The 17596-nt window shown below is 71.7% G+C and carries 17 protein-coding genes; 7 read left to right on the top strand and 10 right to left on the bottom strand.

What is annotated here, in order from left to right; genetic code table 11:
• The first annotated feature begins 106 nt into the window (after positions 1-106).
• Positions 107-712 carry a PadR family transcriptional regulator gene (locus ACQF4J_RS07660; RefSeq protein WP_351802075.1) on the top strand — a complete coding sequence of 202 codons (606 nt, stop codon included), beginning with the start codon at positions 107-109 and terminating at the stop codon, positions 710-712.
• Between the two features lie 143 nt (positions 713-855).
• Complete coding sequence (locus ACQF4J_RS07655) at positions 856-1557, top strand: SDR family oxidoreductase (protein ID WP_351802078.1); 702 nt, start codon at positions 856-858, stop codon at positions 1555-1557.
• Positions 1558-1561: 4 nt separating this feature from the next.
• Here the strand turns inward: ACQF4J_RS07655 and ACQF4J_RS07650 are convergent, their stop codons facing one another.
• Positions 1562-1969, bottom strand: a complete 408-nt coding sequence (locus ACQF4J_RS07650; protein WP_351573074.1) for an ATP-binding protein — start codon at positions 1967-1969, stop codon at positions 1562-1564.
• A gap of 376 nt (positions 1970-2345) precedes the next feature.
• Here ACQF4J_RS07650 and ACQF4J_RS07645 point away from each other — a divergent pair, with 376 nt between their 5' ends.
• Positions 2346-2852, top strand: a complete 507-nt coding sequence (locus ACQF4J_RS07645) for a MarR family winged helix-turn-helix transcriptional regulator (protein ID WP_351573071.1) — start codon at positions 2346-2348, stop codon at positions 2850-2852.
• 16 nt (positions 2853-2868) lie between these two features.
• Here the strand turns inward: ACQF4J_RS07645 and ACQF4J_RS07640 are convergent, their stop codons facing one another.
• Both ACQF4J_RS07640 and ACQF4J_RS07635 read right to left on the bottom strand, forming a co-directional pair.
• Positions 2869-4554, bottom strand: a complete 1686-nt coding sequence (locus tag ACQF4J_RS07640; RefSeq protein WP_427165265.1) for a DapH/DapD/GlmU-related protein — start codon at positions 4552-4554, stop codon at positions 2869-2871.
• A 77-nt stretch (positions 4555-4631) separates the two neighbouring features.
• The gene (locus ACQF4J_RS07635; protein WP_351573065.1) at positions 4632-4934 is read right to left on the bottom strand and encodes a hypothetical protein; all 303 of its coding nucleotides are present in this window, start codon (positions 4932-4934) and stop codon (positions 4632-4634) included.
• Positions 4935-5134: 200 nt separating this feature from the next.
• On the opposite strand from ACQF4J_RS07635, the gene ACQF4J_RS07630 reads away from it, so the two are divergent.
• The gene (locus tag ACQF4J_RS07630; protein WP_427165263.1) at positions 5135-5995 is read left to right on the top strand and encodes a fructosamine kinase family protein; all 861 of its coding nucleotides are present in this window, start codon (positions 5135-5137) and stop codon (positions 5993-5995) included.
• Between the two features lie 15 nt (positions 5996-6010).
• Here ACQF4J_RS07630 and ACQF4J_RS07625 read toward each other — a convergent pair whose 3' ends face one another.
• The gene (locus ACQF4J_RS07625; RefSeq protein ID WP_351573059.1) at positions 6011-6967 is read right to left on the bottom strand and encodes a LysR family transcriptional regulator; all 957 of its coding nucleotides are present in this window, start codon (positions 6965-6967) and stop codon (positions 6011-6013) included.
• A gap of 122 nt (positions 6968-7089) precedes the next feature.
• On the opposite strand from ACQF4J_RS07625, the gene ACQF4J_RS07620 reads away from it, so the two are divergent.
• Positions 7090-7785 carry a type 1 glutamine amidotransferase domain-containing protein gene (locus ACQF4J_RS07620; RefSeq protein ID WP_427165260.1) on the top strand — a complete coding sequence of 232 codons (696 nt, stop codon included), beginning with the start codon at positions 7090-7092 and terminating at the stop codon, positions 7783-7785.
• A gap of 116 nt (positions 7786-7901) precedes the next feature.
• Complete coding sequence (locus ACQF4J_RS07615; protein ID WP_351573245.1) at positions 7902-8375, top strand: carboxymuconolactone decarboxylase family protein; 474 nt, start codon at positions 7902-7904, stop codon at positions 8373-8375.
• A gap of 95 nt (positions 8376-8470) precedes the next feature.
• Here the strand turns inward: ACQF4J_RS07615 and ACQF4J_RS07610 are convergent, their stop codons facing one another.
• The 5 genes from ACQF4J_RS07610 to ACQF4J_RS07590 are packed head-to-tail and all read right to left on the bottom strand — an operon-like array spanning position 8471 to position 15260.
• Positions 8471-10222, bottom strand: a complete 1752-nt coding sequence (locus ACQF4J_RS07610) for an RICIN domain-containing protein (protein ID WP_427165258.1) — start codon at positions 10220-10222, stop codon at positions 8471-8473.
• Positions 10223-10269: 47 nt separating this feature from the next.
• Positions 10270-11031, bottom strand: a complete 762-nt coding sequence (locus ACQF4J_RS07605) for a carbohydrate ABC transporter permease (RefSeq protein ID WP_384811192.1) — start codon at positions 11029-11031, stop codon at positions 10270-10272.
• Positions 11032-11087: 56 nt separating this feature from the next.
• A complete protein-coding gene (locus ACQF4J_RS07600) occupies positions 11088-12059 on the bottom strand; it encodes a carbohydrate ABC transporter permease (RefSeq protein WP_427165256.1) in 972 nt (323 codons plus the stop codon).
• 7 nt (positions 12060-12066) lie between these two features.
• Positions 12067-13293 carry a sugar ABC transporter substrate-binding protein gene (locus ACQF4J_RS07595; protein ID WP_427165254.1) on the bottom strand — a complete coding sequence of 409 codons (1227 nt, stop codon included), beginning with the start codon at positions 13291-13293 and terminating at the stop codon, positions 12067-12069.
• Between the two features lie 53 nt (positions 13294-13346).
• Entirely contained in the window at positions 13347-15260 is a 1914-nt protein-coding gene (locus ACQF4J_RS07590) for a glycoside hydrolase family 127 protein (RefSeq protein ID WP_427165252.1), read from the bottom strand.
• A gap of 220 nt (positions 15261-15480) precedes the next feature.
• Here ACQF4J_RS07590 and ACQF4J_RS07585 point away from each other — a divergent pair, with 220 nt between their 5' ends.
• Entirely contained in the window at positions 15481-16503 is a 1023-nt protein-coding gene (locus ACQF4J_RS07585) for a LacI family DNA-binding transcriptional regulator (protein WP_351573034.1), read from the top strand.
• 222 nt (positions 16504-16725) lie between these two features.
• On the opposite strand, the gene ACQF4J_RS07580 is transcribed toward ACQF4J_RS07585, so the two are convergent.
• Positions 16726-17571 (bottom strand): helix-turn-helix transcriptional regulator, encoded by an 846-nt coding sequence (locus ACQF4J_RS07580; protein WP_351573031.1) that lies wholly within the window; start codon positions 17569-17571, stop codon positions 16726-16728.
• Positions 17572-17596: the final 25 nt, after the last annotated feature.

Genomic DNA, 17596 nt, shown 5'->3' with positions numbered 1-17596 from the left:
CAACGCCTGTCACGCCGGGACCAGTTGGCGGGTGTGCTCGCCGGCCGCGTCCGTCCCCGTCCACCATGCACCGTGTTGATTAGTCAACGCGGTGTAATTTGGGCCGATGGCATTGCGCAACGCGGTGATGGCCGCACTCCTGGAGGGCGAGGCGTCCGGCTACGACCTCGCCAAGGGCTTCGAGGCCTCCGTCGCCAACTTCTGGATGGCGACACCGCAGCAGCTGTACCGGGAGCTCGAGCGCATGGAGAGCGAGGGGCTCGTCTCGGCGCGGGTCGTGCACCAGGAACGGCGCCCCAACAAACGGCTGTTCTCGCTCACCGAGGCGGGCCGCGAGGTCCTGCGCGACTACGTCCTGTCCGCCCCGGCCAAGCCTCTGGCGATCCGCGACGAGCTGATGGTCAAGGTGCAGTGCGTCGACATCGCCGACGCCGACGCGGTCGACGCCGTACGGGCCGCGATCGCCGAGCGCGTCGAGCGGGCCAGGGCCAAGCTCGGCCGGTACGAGCGGCTGCGGGAGCGGCTGCTCGACGGGCGGGACGAGGACGAGTACTTCGCCCACGCCGAACGCATCGGCCCCTACCTCACGCTCCTGGGCGGCCTGGCGCTGGAGCGGGCCAATGTGCAGTGGGGGGAGGCGGCGCTCAGGCGGCTCGACGGGCGCGCGCGGACGTTGCGGCGGTCGCGGACGCGCGCCGACACCCGCCGCTGAGCGGGATCCAGGGCATTCCCCGGACAGCCGACGGTCGCGTGTGACCGTCGGCTCATCCGTCTGCCTTGAGAGTTGGAAACCGATCGGTTTACAGTAAGGGAAACCGATCGGTTTACCGAGATCATCGAGTTGGGGAGTCAGTCATGACCGCGATCAAGGACGCTGTCGTTCTCGTCACCGGCGGCAGCCGGGGCATCGGCAAGGCGCTGGTCGAGGAGCTGTACGCGCGAGGCGCCGGCAAGGTGTACGCGACGGCCCGCGACCCGCGCACGGTGACGCACCCCGACGCCGTACCCCTGGCGCTGGAGGTCACCGACCCGCAGTCCGTGGCGGCCGCGGCGGCGCAGGCCGAGGACGTCACCGTCCTGGTCAACAACGCCGGAGTCTCCGTCGGCGGTCCCTTCCTCACCACCCCGGTCGACGACGTGCGCCGCGACTTCGAGATCAACTTCTACGGGCCCCTGCTGGTCACCCGCGCCTTCGTGCCGGTCATCGAACGCAACGGCGGCGGACACGTCCTCAACGTCCACTCCGTGCTGTCCTGGCTGGGCAACGCCGGTTCCTACAGCGCGTCGAAGGCCGCCCTGTGGCAGCAGACCAACTCCCTGCGCCTGGAGCTGCAGCCGCGCGGCATCGAGGTGACCGGTCTGCACGTCGGATACGTGGACACCGACCTCACCGCACGTATCGACGCGCCGAAGTCCGCCGCCCGCGATGTCGCCGCGCTCGCTCTCGACGGCATCGAGACCGGCGCGTACGAGGTGCTCGCCGACGACCTGTCGCGGCAGGTCAAGGCGGGCCTGTCGGGAGAACTGGCGGCGCTCTACCCCCAGTTGGCGCAGTAGTGCCTCACGGGGCGGCGTCGCCCACCAGGGCCCACACCGTCTTGCCGTGCCGCCCCCGGTGCCGTACGCCCCATGTCCGCGCCACCTGGTCGACCAGGTGCAGACCGTGGCCCCGCTCGTCGTCCGTGCCGGGCGCGGCCTGCAGGACGGGCTGTGCGGGGCTCGCGTCGGAGACGGCGATGAGGCAGGAGCCGTCCGCCCGCGCCGTCACCGACAGCTCGAACTCCCGTTGCAGGATGGGACCGTGCCGGACGACGTTGGCGGCCAGCTCGGAGGCGAGCAGGACGACGTCCTCCGTGAGCGCGTCGTCCTCGGCGTACCCCCATGTGGCCAGATGCTGCCGGACCCGGTGCCGGGCGAAGCCGACCGAAGCCGGATGCCTGGGCAGCCGCAAGGCCTCACGTCTCAGCACGAGCGTCCCCTCCTCGATCGACGCCGAAAAGCCCCCCACTGGAAGAGCGCACAGTGGCAGATCAACGTCACCGCGCCCACGACGCGCAAAGGAATCCGGCCAGTTCCGCACCTTCGGCGAAATGCCGGAACGCTGCCGCGTGCCTGGCGGGTCACTGATTTTCACGGAGACCGAGATCCGCAGGTCAGGGTGTATGCGGCAGGGACAGGCGCTGGACTGCGGGAGTGTGGGTGCCGGTGGGCGGGGTGAGGTGGCGGCAGTCGTCGGCGCGCGGTCAGAATGGCCGACTCGCGAGGGTTCAAAGGCGTGCGCCACACGGCGACGGACTCCCGAGCTGTGAGTGAACCTTCAAACGGAAGATGGCTAGAGTGGCCGCATGTCCGTGACGCCACGCTGGCTGAATTCCGACGAGAGGCGCGCCTGGCTGGCCTACGTCGACTTCTCCACCCTGCTCGCCGATCACCTGAACCGGCAGCTGCGGCGGGACGCCGGCATGACGCACGCCGACTACAGCCTGCTGGTCCACCTCTCCTCGGCGCCCGACGGCGCTCTCGGCATGTCCGAGCTGGCCCAACGGCTGAAGATCACCCGCAGCCGGCTCACCCACGCGGTGAGCCGGCTCCGGGAGTCCGGCCTGGTGGACCGGCGCGAGGACCCCGCCGACGGCCGCGGCCAGCTCGCCGTCCTCACGGGTCAGGGGCGGGCCCTGCTGGAGCGGGCCGCGCCGGGCCATGTGGAGGCCGTCCGCCAGGCGGTGTTCGACGCCCTGACACCGGAGCAGGTCCGGCAGTTCGCGGAGATCGGCGAGGCCATCAGCGACGCCCTGCACCGCGCCGAGAACGGCGGGACGGACCCGGAGGCGCTGCCGTGGCGGCGCCGCTGAACGTGCCCGGGCGCCGTCAGCCGCCGAGCGGCCCCAGGCCCGTTCGGGCCGGCTCCGGACGGTGGACGCCCCGCGGGCGGTAACCGAGTTCGTCGGACCGGCCCAGCAGGTCGGCCAGGTACCAGACGATGGCGAGCCACATCTCGGTGCCCTGCAGGCCCGGCTCCGGTCCGGGGCCCGCGGGACCGGCGGGACCGAAGCTGAACCCCTGCCCGTCCCGCCAGCGCGGCAGGACCGCGGCCAACTGCCGCTCCGCCCACGCCCGGATCTCGGCCGTACGGTACCCGTCGCCGCCGGTGCCCGCCCCGAGCTGCCGCGCGCACAGCCACAACGGGTGGGCGACGTCCAGCACATTGCAGGCGTTCTCCCGACCCGGGCCGAAGTGGCGCGGGTCGCGGGCATGGTCCAGCACCGTGTCCACGACCCGCTCCGGGTACGGCACCGGCAGCCCGAACTGCGCGAACGAGCCACGCGTCAGCCGGTAGTAGCCGTTGACCACCTGCAGCCGCCCCTCCACGGGCGAGGGGCCGCCCCACATCCCCGTCCACGGGTCGACGCTGCCGAGCAGCCGGCCGAACAGCGCCTCCACCGCCCCGCCGCCGTCGTCCCCGGCGAGCCGCAGGTTCCAGTGCGCGGCGGTGGCCCAGGCGTCGATCCATGCCCCCGCCCCCCACGCGCCGTCCCGCCACGCCAGCCCCTCCAGCCGCGCCACGAGCTGACGTGCCGTCATGTCCCGCACGCCGCGCACCGGATGGGGAAAGGAGGCGCCCAGCAGGTCGAGCGCGTAGCCGACCGACAGAATGTGGTAGAGGGCGGCGCCCTCGCCGGTGAAGCCGTCCGCCTCCGGCTCGGGCAGCGGTTCACCGAGCTCCGGCACCAGACCGGTGTCCGGGTCCTGTGCCGTGCTCAGCCGCCGGACGTGCTCGTCGGCGGCGAGCTGCGCGGGTGCCGTTCCCAGCAGCAGGTCGGCGATCTCGACGGCGTCGCAGTGCGCCCGTACGGTCGGTGCCGCGCCGGGGTGGTCGACGTACCGGGCGCCGTCCCAGCAGCGGGCGATGAGGTCGGGGGCCTGTGCGCGGGCGGTGTCGGCGAACCGGGCCAGCGGGTCGCGGCGGGCGGGAGCCGCGGCGGGGACGTCACGGCGGTCGCGCAGCGGACGGGCCGGGTTTCCGGCGGCCACGGTCCAGGCCGGGAGGTCCTTGGTGACCACCGCTCCGGCCCCGATCACGCAGTGGTCGCCGATGGTGACGCCGTCCACCACGACCACGTGCGAGCCGATCCACACGTCGTCGCCCACCTTGATCCCGCGGCTGGTCTGCGGCTGCCGGAAGACCGGCCGGTCGGGGGCCATGGAGTGGTTGAAGCCGAGCAGCGACGTGTGCGCGCCGATCCGCACGCCGTCGCCCAGGGCGACCGTGCCGCGCACGGTGGTGAAGGGGTTGAGCGTGCAGTCGGTGCCGGTGGTCACCTCCCCGGTGACGTAGGCGTGTGCGGCGATGTAGGAGTCGTCGCCCAGGCGCAGCCGGTCCGGGAACACCGCCGCGGACTCGGCGACGTAACAGCGTTCGCCGATCACGGCGTCTCCGCCGAGCGACTCCTGCCGTTCCCGCTGCGCCCGCCGCTGCTCCTCGGTCGCGGCCTCGCCGAACAGCCAGGGGCAGTGGTCGAAATGCCGTACCGACGGCGGCTGTTGAAGATCCATGCACCGCACGCTAGGCAGCCCGGCGCCCGCGCGGAAGAGCGGGCCCTGTGCCGGGACGCCGCCGTCCGGCCGGCCCCTCAGGCGCGCGCGTCCCGTCCCATCAGTTCATCGAGGTGTGTGGTCTCCTCCGGGCCGTGCGCCCGCGGCCTGCGCCTTCGGCGGTGGGTCGCCCCGGTCGTCATGGCCAGGGCCAGGCAGAAGAGGAGCGCCAGCGCGAGGCCGGAGCAGAAGACGGCGAGCGTGTTCATCGTGGCGATGTGGTGACCCAGCACCGACACGGTGTACTCGGGCCCCCCGGACAGGTTGCCGGCGATCACCAGAGCGGTGAAGGCACCGGTGGCTCCCAGCAGGAGCAGTCCGATGAACAGCATCCGAGTCATCTCCTCACGATGAGGTCTTTCACGACCACGGGTACCCGTGACCGGGCGGTCCATGACCGCGGACACGGTGACCGGCCTCGGCAGGGACCTGTCCGTACGCTGGAGCCCGTGCGCCTCCTCCTTCTTCGCGTGGAACACCTGGTCCTGGTCCGGACGCCGCCCGTCGGCGTCCTGGTCGTCGCGGTGTGCGGAGCCGTCGTATGAGCGGCCGGACGCCGGGCGCGGTGGCGGCGCGATTGACCGGGTGCGGGGTGCGCAGTGAGCGGCGGCTGTCCGGGGCGCTCACCGAGGTCGGCCTCGACGGCGGGCAGACCGTCGTCGTCAAGCGCGGCGACGCGCCCGGCTCGGTGCGTGCCGAGGCGGCGGGACTGCGCTGGCTGGCCGAGGCCGACGCGGTCCGGGTGCCCGAGGTGCGGGGACACGACGAGGACTGGCTGGTCACCGACCTGGTCCCGCGAGGTCGGCCGACGGCCGTGGCGGCGCGGGCGCTGGGGCGTGAGCTGGCCGCTCTGCACGCCGCCGGCGCCCCCGTGTTCGGCGCAGCGCCGCCCGACGGCCCCGTGGACGCGTTCATCGGCCTCGCTCCCATGCGCAACGCCTCCGGCACCGACTGGCCCCGCTGGTACGCCGAACACCGAGTGCTGCCGTATCTGCGCTCGGCCGTCGACGCCGGTACCGTCCGCCCCGCCGAGTCGGCCGTGGTGGAACGCGTCTGCGAACATCTGCCCGAGCTCGCCGGCCCCGCCGAGCCGCCCGCCCGCCTGCACGGCGACCTGTGGAACGGCAACGTGCTGTGGGGCGCCGACGGACACGCCTGGCTGATCGACCCCGCCGCGCACGGCGGGCACCGGGAGACCGACCTGGCGATGCTCCACCTCTTCGGCTGCCCGCACCTGGAGGACGTGCTCGACGGCTACCGGCGGGCGGCCCCGCTCGCCGACGGCTGGCGGGACCGTATCGGACTGCACCAGCTGTTCCCGCTGCTGGTGCACGCGGTGCTGTTCGGGCGCGGTTACGCCGAGCAGGCGCTGGCGACGGCGCGGGCGGCCCTGAGGCGGTGACCGCGAACGCGGGGTTTACCAGTCCCGTGCCGCCCGCAGCAGATGGTCGCGTACGAGGTCCACGTGCGGGTTGGCCGAGGCGCCGGGGCGCTGCACGAGGAAGCCGGTGTTGATCGGCGGGTCGTCCGGGTCGTGCAGCAGGACCAGCGCGCCGGAGGCGAGCTCGGCGGCGCACAGGTAGCGGGGGAGGACCGTGAAGCCCGTACCGCCGACGACCGCCGCCCTGACCGCGTGCAGGTCGGGCACCGTGACCGCCGCCTGCCGCACCAGTCGCCGGCCGAAGACATGACGCCAGTAGCGGCGGACGATCGGCAGGTCCTCGGCGTACGCGATCAGCGGGACGCCGTGCAGGGCCGCGGGGCCGTCGGCGGCGACGCGGGCCGGGCCGCCGACACGCTCCGCCCACGCCGGGGAGGCGACCAGGACGAACTCCTCGTCGGTGAGCGGCGTCGCCGCCAGGGCGCGGCCGCGCGGCCGGAAGGTCGCGATCACCAGGTCGTAGCGGCCCGCGCGCAGCTCGTCGAGGAGCGGCTCGGTCAGACCGGGCGTGACCCGCAGTAGTACCCCTCTGTCGACCAGGGGCGCGAGGCCCGGCAGGACGCAACGGGTGAGCAGTTCGTTCGGCCCGGCCAGGTGCACCGGCTCGGCCGGCCGGTGCTCGCCCGCGGTCCCCGGGCCGGTGACCGTGGCGAGGGAGTCCAGGGGCCCCACCACGCGTGAGGCGAGCTCGTCGGCGTAGGGGACGGGGGAGACCCCGCGGGCCTGCCGCTCGAACAGCTCGCGGCCCAACTGCCGTTCCAGCGTGCGCACCTGTGTGGTGACGGTCGGCTGCGACAGCCCGAGCAGACGGGCCGCGGCCGTGAAGGAACCGGTGCGGTAGACGGCCAGGAACGTGCGCAGCAGGTTCAGGTCCAGCGCCGCCACGCCTGCCTGCCCCGATCCCTCCCGGCCATTGGTTTCCCTATGCCTCATATGTATGAGCCTATTGGAATCCAATGGGTGGGGGAGGTTACGGTCGGGTGCATCGCCGTGCCGGCGATCCGCTCGCGCGGGGACCGGCACGGCCACCATCGGCGACCACCGAGAGAGACACCATGTCGAAGATCCTGTTCGTGATGACCGGCGCCGACCACTGGACGCTGGCCGACGGCACGCTGCACCCCACCGGCTTCTGGGCCGAGGAGGCCGTCGCGCCCTACGAGGCGTTCAAGGCCGCCGGCCACGAGATCGTCGTGGCCACCCCGGGCGGCGTGGTGCCGACCGTGGACAAGGGCAGCCTCGCGGCCGAGGTGAACGGCGGCCAGGAGAACGCCGACCGGATCGCCGGGGTGCTCGACGCGGCGGACGAGCTGCGGCACCCGATCCGGCTGGAGGACGTCGACCTCGACGACTACGCCGCCGTCTTCTACCCCGGCGGGCACGGCCCCATGGAGGACCTCGCCGTCAATGCCGACTCCGGCAGGCTCCTGACCTCCGCCCTGGAATCCGGCAAGCCCCTCGGCGTCGTCTGCCACGCCCCGGCCGCCCTGCTCGCCGCCACCGGCGCGGACGGTGCCAACACCTTCGCCGGATACCGGGTGGCCGCGTTCACCAACGCCGAGGAGACCCAGGCCGGCTTCGCGGACAGGGCCAAGTGGCTGCTGCAGGACCGGCTGACCGAGGCGGGCGTGCAGGTGCAGGCCGGCGAGCCGTGGGCGCCGAACGTCGTCGTCGACCGCAACCTGGTCACCGGGCAGAACCCGGCGTCCTCCGCCCCGCTCGCCGTCGAACTGCTGAAGGCGCTCGGCTGAACAGCGGCCGCAGCGGCTCCCATTGGTGAGGCGCAGGTCACATTCCGTCCTGTCACATTCCGTCCGGCTGCTCCGTCAATGAGGTGTAACCAACGACGACGACACAGGAGCGGATGATGGAAGCTCGCCTGAACCTCTTCGAGAACCCGGTTGCCGCCAAGATCTTCCGGTACGTCAACTCCGCCGGCCGGGCGCTCTCCGAGTCGACGCTGCCGGCCGCGACGCAGGAACTGGTCAAGCTCCGCGCCAGCCAGATCAACGGCTGTGGTTTCTGCACCGACATGCACACCAAGGACGCCCTGGCCGCCGGGGAGACCCAGCAGCGGCTCAACCTGGTGGCGGCCTGGCGCGAGGCCAAGGTCTTCACCGAGGCCGAGCGGGCCGCCCTGGAGCTGACGGAGCAGGGCACCCGGATCGCCGACGCGGCCGGCGGCGTCCCGGACGAGGTGTGGGCCGATGCCGCCAAGCACTACGACGAGGACCAGCTGGCGGCCCTGGTGGCCGCCATCGCCCTGATCAACATGTACAACCGGTTCAACGTCCTCGTGCAGCAGCCGGCCGGCGACTACCAGCCCGGCCAGTTCGGCTGACCCCGGGCCGGGAGGGCGCTTTGGCGGGGAGCCGATGCCGGGCGTGCGGTGCGCACGCCCGGCATCGGGCTGCCGGGGGCGGCCCCGGCCACCGCTCACCGGGAGGTGAGCCTCCACAGGTGGTCGGCCGTGCCGTTGTCGGTCCACTGCAGGACCTGGGCGCCGGAGGCGGTGCTCATGTTGTTCACGCCGAGCAGCAGACCGCTGTTGTAGTTGGCGATCTTGTAGTAGCCGCTGCCGTCCGGGATGAGCTGCCACAGGTGGTCGGCCGTGCCGTTGTCACCCCAGATCACCGCGGTTCCGCCGTCGCCGGTGCTCATGTTGGTGATGCCCAGGAGCAGACCGCTCGCCTGCTGCTGGATCTTGTACAGCCCGTTTCCGGCGGCCACCAGGGTCCAGTTCTGGTCGGTGCCGGTGGTGGAGCCGGCCTGGACGACGGAGGTGCCCTGCGCGGTGCCCGCACCGCTGGTGTCCAGGGCGAGTCCGCTGTTCTTGTTGCTGATCTGGTAGCGCCCGGCCAGCGAGGTCGCGGTGCCGCTGGGCGTGATGACCAGGTGGTAGCCGTCGGAGGCGTTCATCGTGACGGGCACGGTGATGGACCCGCCCGTCACCGTGTAGTTGGCGTCCGAGACGGTGATCGGCCCGGCGACCGCCGTCGTGCGGCCCTTGGAGGGGGTGTACTCCAGCTTGACGTGCACGGTGGAGCCGAACGCCGACAGCGAGGACAGGCCGTTGACGGTGACGGCGCACGAACCCGTGCAGCCGCCGGTGACGACGCTGATCTGGTTGCCCGAGCCGTTCAGGGAGGCGAAGCCGTCGATGCCGGTCTGTGCCGGAGGCGTGGTGACCAGCATGTTCCCGGACATGTCGCCGTACCACCTGTAGAGCCAGTACGAGCCGTTCGGGGAGGCGCCGGTGTCGGTCAGGGTGTCGCCGAGGGTGCCGTAGTGGTTCCAGAAGGCCAGCTCGGCGTCGTGGACGCCGGCCCGCTCGAACTTGGCGACATAGCCGACCAGCGGTCCGGGCACGCCGACCTCGCTCGTGGTGCCGTACTCCTCGATGGCGATCGGGCGCGGGCTGATGCCGAGGCTCGACTCCAGGGCGCGGTAGGCGGAGACGTGCGCGGCGATGTTCTGCGAACCCTGCAGCTCGTGCCAGGAGATGATGTCCGGCACCGTGCCGCTCGCCTTGGCGTCGGTGAAGAAGGTGCTCATCCAGGACTGGTTCCACGCCGAGTAACTGGGTCCCTGGATGGGCGTCTTGGTGTCCTTGGCGCGGACCTCCTTGTACGTCCGTGCCCAGCCGGCGTCGAACGCGCCCGCGTTGGTCGTGTCCCAGGTCCAGTCGGGCTCGTTCCACAGCTCGTACGCGGAGATGTTCGTGGCGCCGGAGGACTGCACGGACGCGACCTGCTTGTCCACCGCGGACAGCCAGTCGCTCCAGCTCACCCATTTGTAGGGGAAGTTGGGATACCAGTCCGGCATCCGTACGACCACCTTGGCGCCCGCGTTGGCCGCCTTGGCGGCCACCACCAGAGCGTCACCGGCCGGCCGGGGCTCGCCGTTGGGCAACTGCGAGCCGCCCGGGGCCATCTGGACGAAGGTGTTGGGCTTGAGCGGGGTGACCAGGCTGTCGGCCGGGGTGCTCGCGTCGGCGAGACCGTAGAGACTGCCGGTCGCCACATGGGTGACGGGCCGCAGGGTCTGGGCGGCGTTGACGACCAGGGTGGTGGAGGCGGTGGGGGCCGCCTGGGCGGGGGAGGCGGTGGCGAGCGCGGCCGCGGTCAGGGCGGCTGCGCCGAGCACGGCGGTCAGGCGTGCGGGGACGGGGGGTCTTGTGCGGCTCATGACAGAGAACTCCTCAGGGAGGAAAGGGGGAGGGGGGAAGGCGGGCGTCAGTCCTTCACGGCGCCCGCGGTCACGCCCGCGGCCACATAGCGCTGCGCGAGGACCAGCAGGACGGCAGCCGGGACGGACGCGACGACGGCGGTGGCCATGATCGCGTTCCACTCCTGGTTGTTGTTGCCGATGTACTTGTAGATGCCGAGGGTGATCGGCCGCAGATCGCCGCCGCCGTCGAGGGTGTTGGCGAAGACGAAGTCGGACCAGGCCCACAGGAAGCTGAACAGCGACACCGTGACCAGGGCGTTGCGGCTGACCGGCAGCACGACCGACCAGAAGGTGCGGAAGGTGCCGGCGCCGTCGATCCGCGAGGCGGCGATGAGCTCGCCGGGAATGCCCGACATGAACGCCGTGAAGATCATGACGCCGAACGGCACGGCGATGGTGGAGTCCGCGATGATCAGCCCCCACCAGGAGTTGAGCAGCCCGAGGTCCAGGAAGATGCCGTAGAAGCCCATCGCCATGACGATCCCGGGGACCATCTGCGCGATCAGCAGGGCCAGGCCCAGCCCGCCGCCCCCGCGCGGGCGGAGTTTCGCCAGCGAGTAGCCGGCCGGGGCCGCGAGGACGAGGGTCAGGGCGACGGTCCCCAGCCCGATCAGCAGGCTGGTGCCCAGGTACGGCAACTGGTCGTCCAGGACGGCCCGGTAGCCCTCGAAGGTGGGGTGCAGCGGCAACAGGTCGGGCGGGTCCTTGCGCATGTCCTGCTGCGGGGTGAGGGAGACGTTCACCATCCAGTACACCGGGAACAGCATGAGCGCGGTGAGGACGAGCCCGACGACGGTGTGACGGCGTCCGGTGGAAGGGGACTTCACGCTTCCTGCCTCCTCTGGACGCGGATGTACAGCAGCCCGAAGACGAGGGCGATGAGGATGAGGATGTTGCCGACCGCCGCCCCGGGCCCGAACTTGGGCAGCAGGGTGCCGAATCCGAGCTGGTACGACCACGTTGCCAGGGTCGAGGAGGCGTCGCCGGGACCGCCCTTGGTCATGATCCAGATCAGGTCGAACACCTTCAGCGTGTAGACCAGCCCCAGCAGCAGGGTGACAGCCGACACCGGGCGCAGCAGTGGGAAGGTGATCCGGCGGAACTGCTGCCAGGCGCTCGCCCCGTCCAGGGACGCCGCCTCGTACAGCTCGGCCGGGATGTTCTGCAGTCCGCTGTAGAGGATCACCAGGTTGAACGGGATGCCGATCCAGATGTTGGCGACGATCACCGACGTCAGCGCCCAGTCCGGCGAGGTCAGCCAGCCGACCGGGCTCACGCCGAGGAAGTGCAGGAAGTAGTTCGCCACCCCCGACTCGCTGTTGAACATCCACGACCACGTCGACGCCGACACGATCAGCGGCAGCAGCCACGGGATCAGGAACAGCGCGCGCAGGGTGGGCGCGAGCCGGAAGTGGCGGTTGAAGAAGACCGCGAGGGCGAGCCCGATGGCGTACTGGAAGGCGATCGACACGAAGGTGAAGACCATCGTGTGCCGCATCGCCGGACCGAACGTCGGATCGTCCAGCACCGTGCGGAAGTTGTGCCAGCCGGAGAACGGCGCGTCGCCCGCCACGAACGACCGCACGGTGTAGTCGCGCAGGCTCAGGTCGAGGTTGCGGTAGAGCGGATAGACGTAGAAGGCGGCGAGATAGGCGAGCAGAGGCGTCACGAAGGCGAGCGCGGTCAGACGGCTCCTGCGCCGGTGACGGCGGCGCAGGGACGGTGCGTCGGCGTCGCTCGCCCCCGCCGCGGCGGCCGGTGTCCGCCGCGGACGGTCGACCCGGGCGATGGTCATGCCGGTCCTAGCCCTTCTGCGCGCTCTGCTGGGCGGTGGCCAGGGCGTCCTGCGGGCTCTTGCTGCCCGACAGCGCCGCCTGCACGGCGGTCCACATCGGCTGGGAGATCGTCGGGTACTTGGTGCCGAGGCCGCCGCTGGTCCGGCCACGGGCCGCGGCCACCGCGGCCACCCACGGCTTGAGCTTCGGGTTCTGCTTGACCTGCTCGGCCTGGACGGCGGCCGTGGGCGCGATGTACTGCAGCGTCGTGTCGGTCGGCAGCAGGTTGGCGTCGCTGGTCAGACACGTGACGATCTTCTTGCTGACGTCATAGCGCCCGGTGTCCTTCTGCACGGGCACGGTGACGAACTCGCCGCCCGTCGGCACCGGCGCCGAACCGCCGTTCTGCGCCGGGATGTTGATGATGCCGTAGCCGAAGCCGGCCTTCTCCGCGTTGCCCAGCTGCCAGGTGCCGTTCTCGCCGAACGCGTAGTCGCCGGTGGCGAACTCCTGCCAGCTGGTCGTCTGCGTGTTCTGCAGGACGTCCTTGGGCGCGTATCCCGCGTCGACCCACTGCTTCCAAAGGGACAGCGCGGCGGCCCCCTTGGCGGAGTCGAGCTTCGTCAGATCGCCGCCCGCGCCCCAGAACCAGGGGAGGAACTGGAAGCTGCCCTCCTCGGTGTTGATCGCCGAGAACGTGATGCCCTTCTTGCCGGCCCCCTTGACCTTCTTCAGCGCGGCCGTGAGGGAGTTCCAGTCCTTGACGGACGCGGGGTCGACGCCGGCGGCGGACAGGACCTTCTTGTTGTAGTAGAGGGCCAGGGTGTTGGCGCCGATCGGCACACCGTACGGGGCGCCGTCGATGGTGCCCGCGCCGATGACGTTCTTCTGGATCGACGTGGTGTCCAGACCGAGGTCGCTCGTCTTGTTGAGGATCCCTGCCTCCACCAGCGTGGAGACGACCGGGTTGTCGACGAGCATCACGTCCGGCGCGTTGCCCTGCTGGGCGGCCAGCAGGGCCTTGTTGCCCAGGTCGGTGGTGTCGTAGGCGGTCCGCTCGAGCTTCACCCCCGCCTTGGTGCCGCACGAGGTCACGAGCCTGCCCCAGGCCGAGGAGGCGTTGAACTGGGGGTAGGGGTCCCAGAAGGCGTACGTCCCCGCGGACCCGCCCGACGAGGAGCCCGAGGAGGAGCTGGAACCGCCTCCGCAGGCGGTGAGGGAGGCGAGGGTGCCGACGGCGGCGAGCGCTGCCATGAGGGTACGGCGGGTGGGTATCACGGGGTGACCTCGTTGTCGTAGGGCGGGTGTCAGGAGGTGGGGAGCCAGACGCGCATGCTGCCGTCCTCGCGGTTGGCCCAGGCGTAGTAGGGGATGGCGGTCAACTCGACGGACTCGCCGTCGGGTTCGGTGGCGGTGTCGGCGGAGGCGTACGGCCACCAGCCCCGGTCGGGGGTGCGGCGCCGCCGTCCGGCGGCCACCACGGTGGTGACGCCGCCGAGCAGGTCCGGCCGGTGCTTCACGGCGAGCGGACGGCCGGTGTCCAGGACGATGTCGTCCAGGCCGCCGCCGGGATGGTCGACCTGCTCCAGGCAGTGCACGAGCGGCCCGCGTTCGATCGCCACGCAGCCGCGCACGGCGTCCACCCGCGGGTCGGCCGCGGTCAGCCGGGGCTCCATCGAGAGCTCCAGCACCACCCGGTCGCCGGGCGCCCAGGTCCGCTCCAGCCGCAGCCAGCCGTCGTCCGCCGCGCGGTCGTACGTCTCCTGACCGCACCGCACCCGGAAGTCGCGGCACCACTGCGGGATGCGCAGCGACAGCGTCCAGGGGCGGTCGGTGGGCGTGCCCTCGACGGTGAGGGCGACCGTGCCGTCCCAGGGATAGTCGGTCTCGGCCCGCACGACGATCGGACCGGAGGTGTAGCGGCCGGTGACGTACTGGTGGATCTGCAGGCCTCTTTCGTCGCCGGAGGCGAGATAGTGCTCCAGGCCGGCCAGCAGACGCATCACGTTCGGCGGGCAGCAGGCACAGCGGAACCAGCGGGTGCGGCGCGCGGACTGGTCGCCGCCCGGGTCGGTGTGTCCGTCGCGGACCTGCAGCGGGTTGACGTACAGCCAGCGCTCGCCGTCCAGCGAGACACCGGCCAGGAAGCCGTTGAAGAGGGTGCGTTCGACCAGGTCGGAGTAGCGGGCCTCGCCGGTGAGCAGGGCCATGCGCCAGCTCCACTGGATCGAGGCGATCGCGGCACAGGTCTCGCAGTAGGCGCGCTCGTTGGGCAGTTCGTAGGGGTCGCCGAAGTCCTCCCAGTCGTGGTGGGCGCCGAGGCCGCCGGTGACATGGGTCTTGGTGGTGGTCATGGCGTGCCACAACCGCTCGGCGGCCGCGCGCAGTTCGGCCTCCCCGGTCTCGGTGGCCAGGTCGGCGACGGCGGCCAGCAGGTACAACTGCCGTACGGCATGGCCCTCGACGTTGTCCGCCTCGCGCACCGGCACCCGGTCCTGGCAGTAGGCCTCGCCGCCGAGCAGTCCGTGGCCGTGCCGGTCGACGAAGTAACCGGCCAGGTCGAGGTAGCGGCGCTCGCCGGTCTCCCGGTACAGCTCGACCAGGGCGGTCTCCACCTCGGGGTGGCCGTCGATGCCGTCGATCTCCTTGCCGCTGCCGGGCGGGCCGAAGACCGAGTCGAGGTGGTCGGCGAACTTCACGGCCACGTCGAGGAGTTCGGTGCGTCCCGTGGCCCGGTGGTGCGCGACGGCGGCCTGGACGAGGTGGCCGGCGCAGTACAGTTCGTGGCCCCAGCGCAGGTCCTGGTAGCGCTCGCCGCCCTTGACCAGCTGGAACCAGGTGTTGAGGTAGCCGTCGCTCTGCTGGGCGGCGGCGACCAGGGAGACGATCCGGTCGACGTCCGCCTCCAGCTCCGGCGACCCGCCCTGGGCCAGCTGCCAGGACGCGGCCTCCAGCCACTTGTAGACGTCCGTGTCCACGAAGGGGTACGCGCCCTGGAACTCGCCCTCGGCCGTGCCCGCCGCGAGCCGCAGGTTGTGCAGGTTGCCGGCGGACTCCAGCAGGCCGGGGCCCTGCGGGATGGACGTGCCGGCGTTGACCTCGCGACGCAACTGCCAGAAGCCTTCGGCCACTTCGGCCGTGGCGGGGCGCAGCGCGGCATGGGCGTCCGGGCCGAGGCGGATCGGGCCGGCGGGGTGCTGGGCCAAGGGGGTGCGGGGCATGGCTCTCCGGAGGTGGAAGGCGTGGGAGCGACACAGCGACTGAACAACGATTTGAGCAACCGTTTTCTTCGTCGAAGAGTAGAGGGGAGGCGGCGGACCCCGGTCAAGTCGTCTGCGTAAGATTTCTCTTGTTTCCCAAAGACTGGCACTCGGTGCGACCGCCTGCGACCATGGGCGGCGGTCGACCCGTCGGACACCACCACTGAGAAAAGGATTGCCCGTGACTGGAGCCGCTCCCCGTTCCGCTTCCACAGGCCGGGCGAAGCTCGCCGACGTCGCCGCGCTCGCCGGTGTCAGCGTGGGCACGGCCTCCAAGGCGTTGAGCGGCAGCGGCCGGATGCGTCCGGAGACCCGGCAGCGGGTGCTGGACGCCGTGGAGGAGCTCGGGTTCCGGCCCAACCAGCACGCGCAGAGCCTGCACACCGGCCGCAGCTGGACGGTCGGGCTGATGACGACGGACGGCATCGGCCGCTTCAGCACGCCAGTCCTGCTGGGCGCCGAGGACGCGCTGGGCGCCGGGAAGATCTCCGTGCTGCTGTGCGACACCCGGGGCGACACCATCCGGGAACAGCACCACCTGCGCAACCTCATGGACCGGCGGGTCGACGGCATCATCGTCACCGGCCGCCGGACCGATGCCCGCCCGCCGCTGAACGGCGTCGACGGCATTCCGATCGTCTACGCGCTCTCGCCGTCCACCGACCCGGCCGACACCTCGGTCGCCTCGGACGACCGGGGCGGCGCACAGCTCGCCGTCGGACACCTGATCGCCACCGGGCGTACCCGGATCGCCCATGTCACCGGCCCCGAGCACCACGCGGCCGCCCGCGACCGCGCCCGTCACGCCGTCGACGTGCTCGAGCGCTCCGACCTGCGGCTCTCCGGCGGCCGCGTCCACTTCGGGGAGTGGAGCGAGGCGTGGGGGCGCCGGGCGGCGGACGCGGTGCTGCGCACGGCGCCCGACACGGACGCCTTCTTCTGCGGCAACGACCAGATAGCCCGGGGTGTCGCCGACGCGCTGCGCGAACGCGGCCTGGAGGTCCCCGGCCGGATCGCCGTCGTCGGCTACGACAACTGGGACACCATGGCCCTGGCCTGCCGCCCGCCCCTCACCACCATCGACATGAACCTCACCGAGATCGGCCGCATCGCCGCACTGAAACTGCTGGAGGCCATCGACTCCGCCCCGACACCCGGAGTGCACACGGTGCCGTGCCGACTGGTGGTGCGGGAGTCGACGTGAGTGGTCGACCACGGCGGTCCCGGGGACGCGTCGGTGCGGTTGGCTCCGCCCAGGGCCTGTCGTTTGGATCGGCTCGGCTGCAGGGGACGGTGCCTTGCGGCCGAGCCGAGCGGGGTCTGGTGCGTGCAGCTGCAAGGCGGAGGAGGGAGTCGGCGAGTGACGACAACGCGGCAGATGCGCGTGCCGGGGCCCGCGACGCCGAGCTGATCCGAACGACAGGCCCTAGCCCTGATCGATCAGGTTCTGGGTGCCGAGTACGGAGAGCAGTTGTAGTTTCTCGGCGGCCTCGGTGCCGGGTTCGGCCGAGTAGACGAGGATGTGGAGGTCGTTCTCCTCGACCCTCAGCAGGTCGCAGTCGAGGGTCAGCAGACCCACCTGCGGGTGGTCGATCGTCTTGTGCGACGCCTGGAGCCGGCCGACGACGCCCGCCTCCCACAGTTCCGCGAACCGCGGGCTGCGTGCCCTCAACTCCGCTACGAGGCGCTGTAGTTGGCGGTCGGCCGGATAGCGGGCGGCGGTCGAGCGCAGCTCGGCGACCATCCCGGCCTCGAAGGAGCGCCGTTCCTCGGGGGTGTGCCGGACCCGGCTCGGCACCCCCATGAAGTTGCGCCACGCGCCATTGCGTTCCGGGCCCCGCAGCCGGGACGGATCGCCCATCAGCGCCGCGTACATCGGATTGGCCAGCAGCAGGTTCATCGCCGCGTCGGTGACGCCCACGGGTGTGTCGACCAGCCGGTCCAGCAGCCGCTGGACGCTCGGCGTGATGTATCCGGGCACCACGTCCGGTCCCGGCGGAACCAGCTCCGCCAGCCCGAACAGATACGCCCGCTCGTCCCCCGACAGCCGCAGCGCGCGCGCCAGCGCCTCGACGACCTGCGCCGAGGGGTTGACCGCCCGGCCCTGTTCCAGGCGCGTGATGTAGTCGACCGATATCCCGGCCAGCATCGCGAGCTCCTCGCGCCGCAGACCGGCCGCCCTGCGGTGGCCTCCCGTGGGCAGTCCGGCCGCGTCCGGGGAGACCCGGTCGCGCCAACGCCGCAGTGCCTGTCCGAGTTCCGTGGCCGCCATACGGCCCAGTGAACACCGTCGGCCC

The sequence above is a fragment of the Streptomyces sp. C1-1 genome, assembly GCF_050214755.1.
In the GTDB taxonomy this organism is placed as follows: Bacteria; Actinomycetota; Actinomycetes; order Streptomycetales; family Streptomycetaceae; genus Streptomyces.
This window is presented reverse-complemented; position numbering and strand designations above follow the sequence as displayed.

Bases quoted from the DNA above. Each gene is read 5' to 3' on its own strand.
- ACQF4J_RS07580 (WP_351573031.1), bottom strand. From the start codon at position 17,571: ATGGCGGCCACGGAACTCGGACAGGCACTGCGGCGTTGGCGCGACCGG.
- ACQF4J_RS07655 (WP_351802078.1), top strand. From the start codon at position 856: ATGACCGCGATCAAGGACGCTGTCGTTCTCGTCACCGGCGGCAGCCGG.
- ACQF4J_RS07610 (WP_427165258.1), bottom strand. From the start codon at position 10,222: ATGAGCCGCACAAGACCCCCCGTCCCCGCACGCCTGACCGCCGTGCTC.
- ACQF4J_RS07600 (WP_427165256.1), bottom strand. From the start codon at position 12,059: ATGACCATCGCCCGGGTCGACCGTCCGCGGCGGACACCGGCCGCCGCG.
- ACQF4J_RS07595 (WP_427165254.1), bottom strand. From the start codon at position 13,293: ATGGCAGCGCTCGCCGCCGTCGGCACCCTCGCCTCCCTCACCGCCTGC.
- ACQF4J_RS07615 (WP_351573245.1), top strand. From the start codon at position 7,902: ATGGAAGCTCGCCTGAACCTCTTCGAGAACCCGGTTGCCGCCAAGATC.
- ACQF4J_RS07630 (WP_427165263.1), top strand. From the start codon at position 5,135: ATGAGCGGCCGGACGCCGGGCGCGGTGGCGGCGCGATTGACCGGGTGC.
- ACQF4J_RS07645 (WP_351573071.1), top strand. From the start codon at position 2,346: ATGTCCGTGACGCCACGCTGGCTGAATTCCGACGAGAGGCGCGCCTGG.
- ACQF4J_RS07635 (WP_351573065.1), bottom strand. From the start codon at position 4,934: ATGACTCGGATGCTGTTCATCGGACTGCTCCTGCTGGGAGCCACCGGT.
- ACQF4J_RS07625 (WP_351573059.1), bottom strand. From the start codon at position 6,967: ATGAGGCATAGGGAAACCAATGGCCGGGAGGGATCGGGGCAGGCAGGC.
- ACQF4J_RS07605 (WP_384811192.1), bottom strand. From the start codon at position 11,031: ATGCTGTTCCCGGTGTACTGGATGGTGAACGTCTCCCTCACCCCGCAG.
- ACQF4J_RS07660 (WP_351802075.1), top strand. From the start codon at position 107: ATGGCATTGCGCAACGCGGTGATGGCCGCACTCCTGGAGGGCGAGGCG.
- ACQF4J_RS07590 (WP_427165252.1), bottom strand. From the start codon at position 15,260: ATGCCCCGCACCCCCTTGGCCCAGCACCCCGCCGGCCCGATCCGCCTC.
- ACQF4J_RS07620 (WP_427165260.1), top strand. From the start codon at position 7,090: ATGTCGAAGATCCTGTTCGTGATGACCGGCGCCGACCACTGGACGCTG.
- ACQF4J_RS07640 (WP_427165265.1), bottom strand. From the start codon at position 4,554: ATGGATCTTCAACAGCCGCCGTCGGTACGGCATTTCGACCACTGCCCC.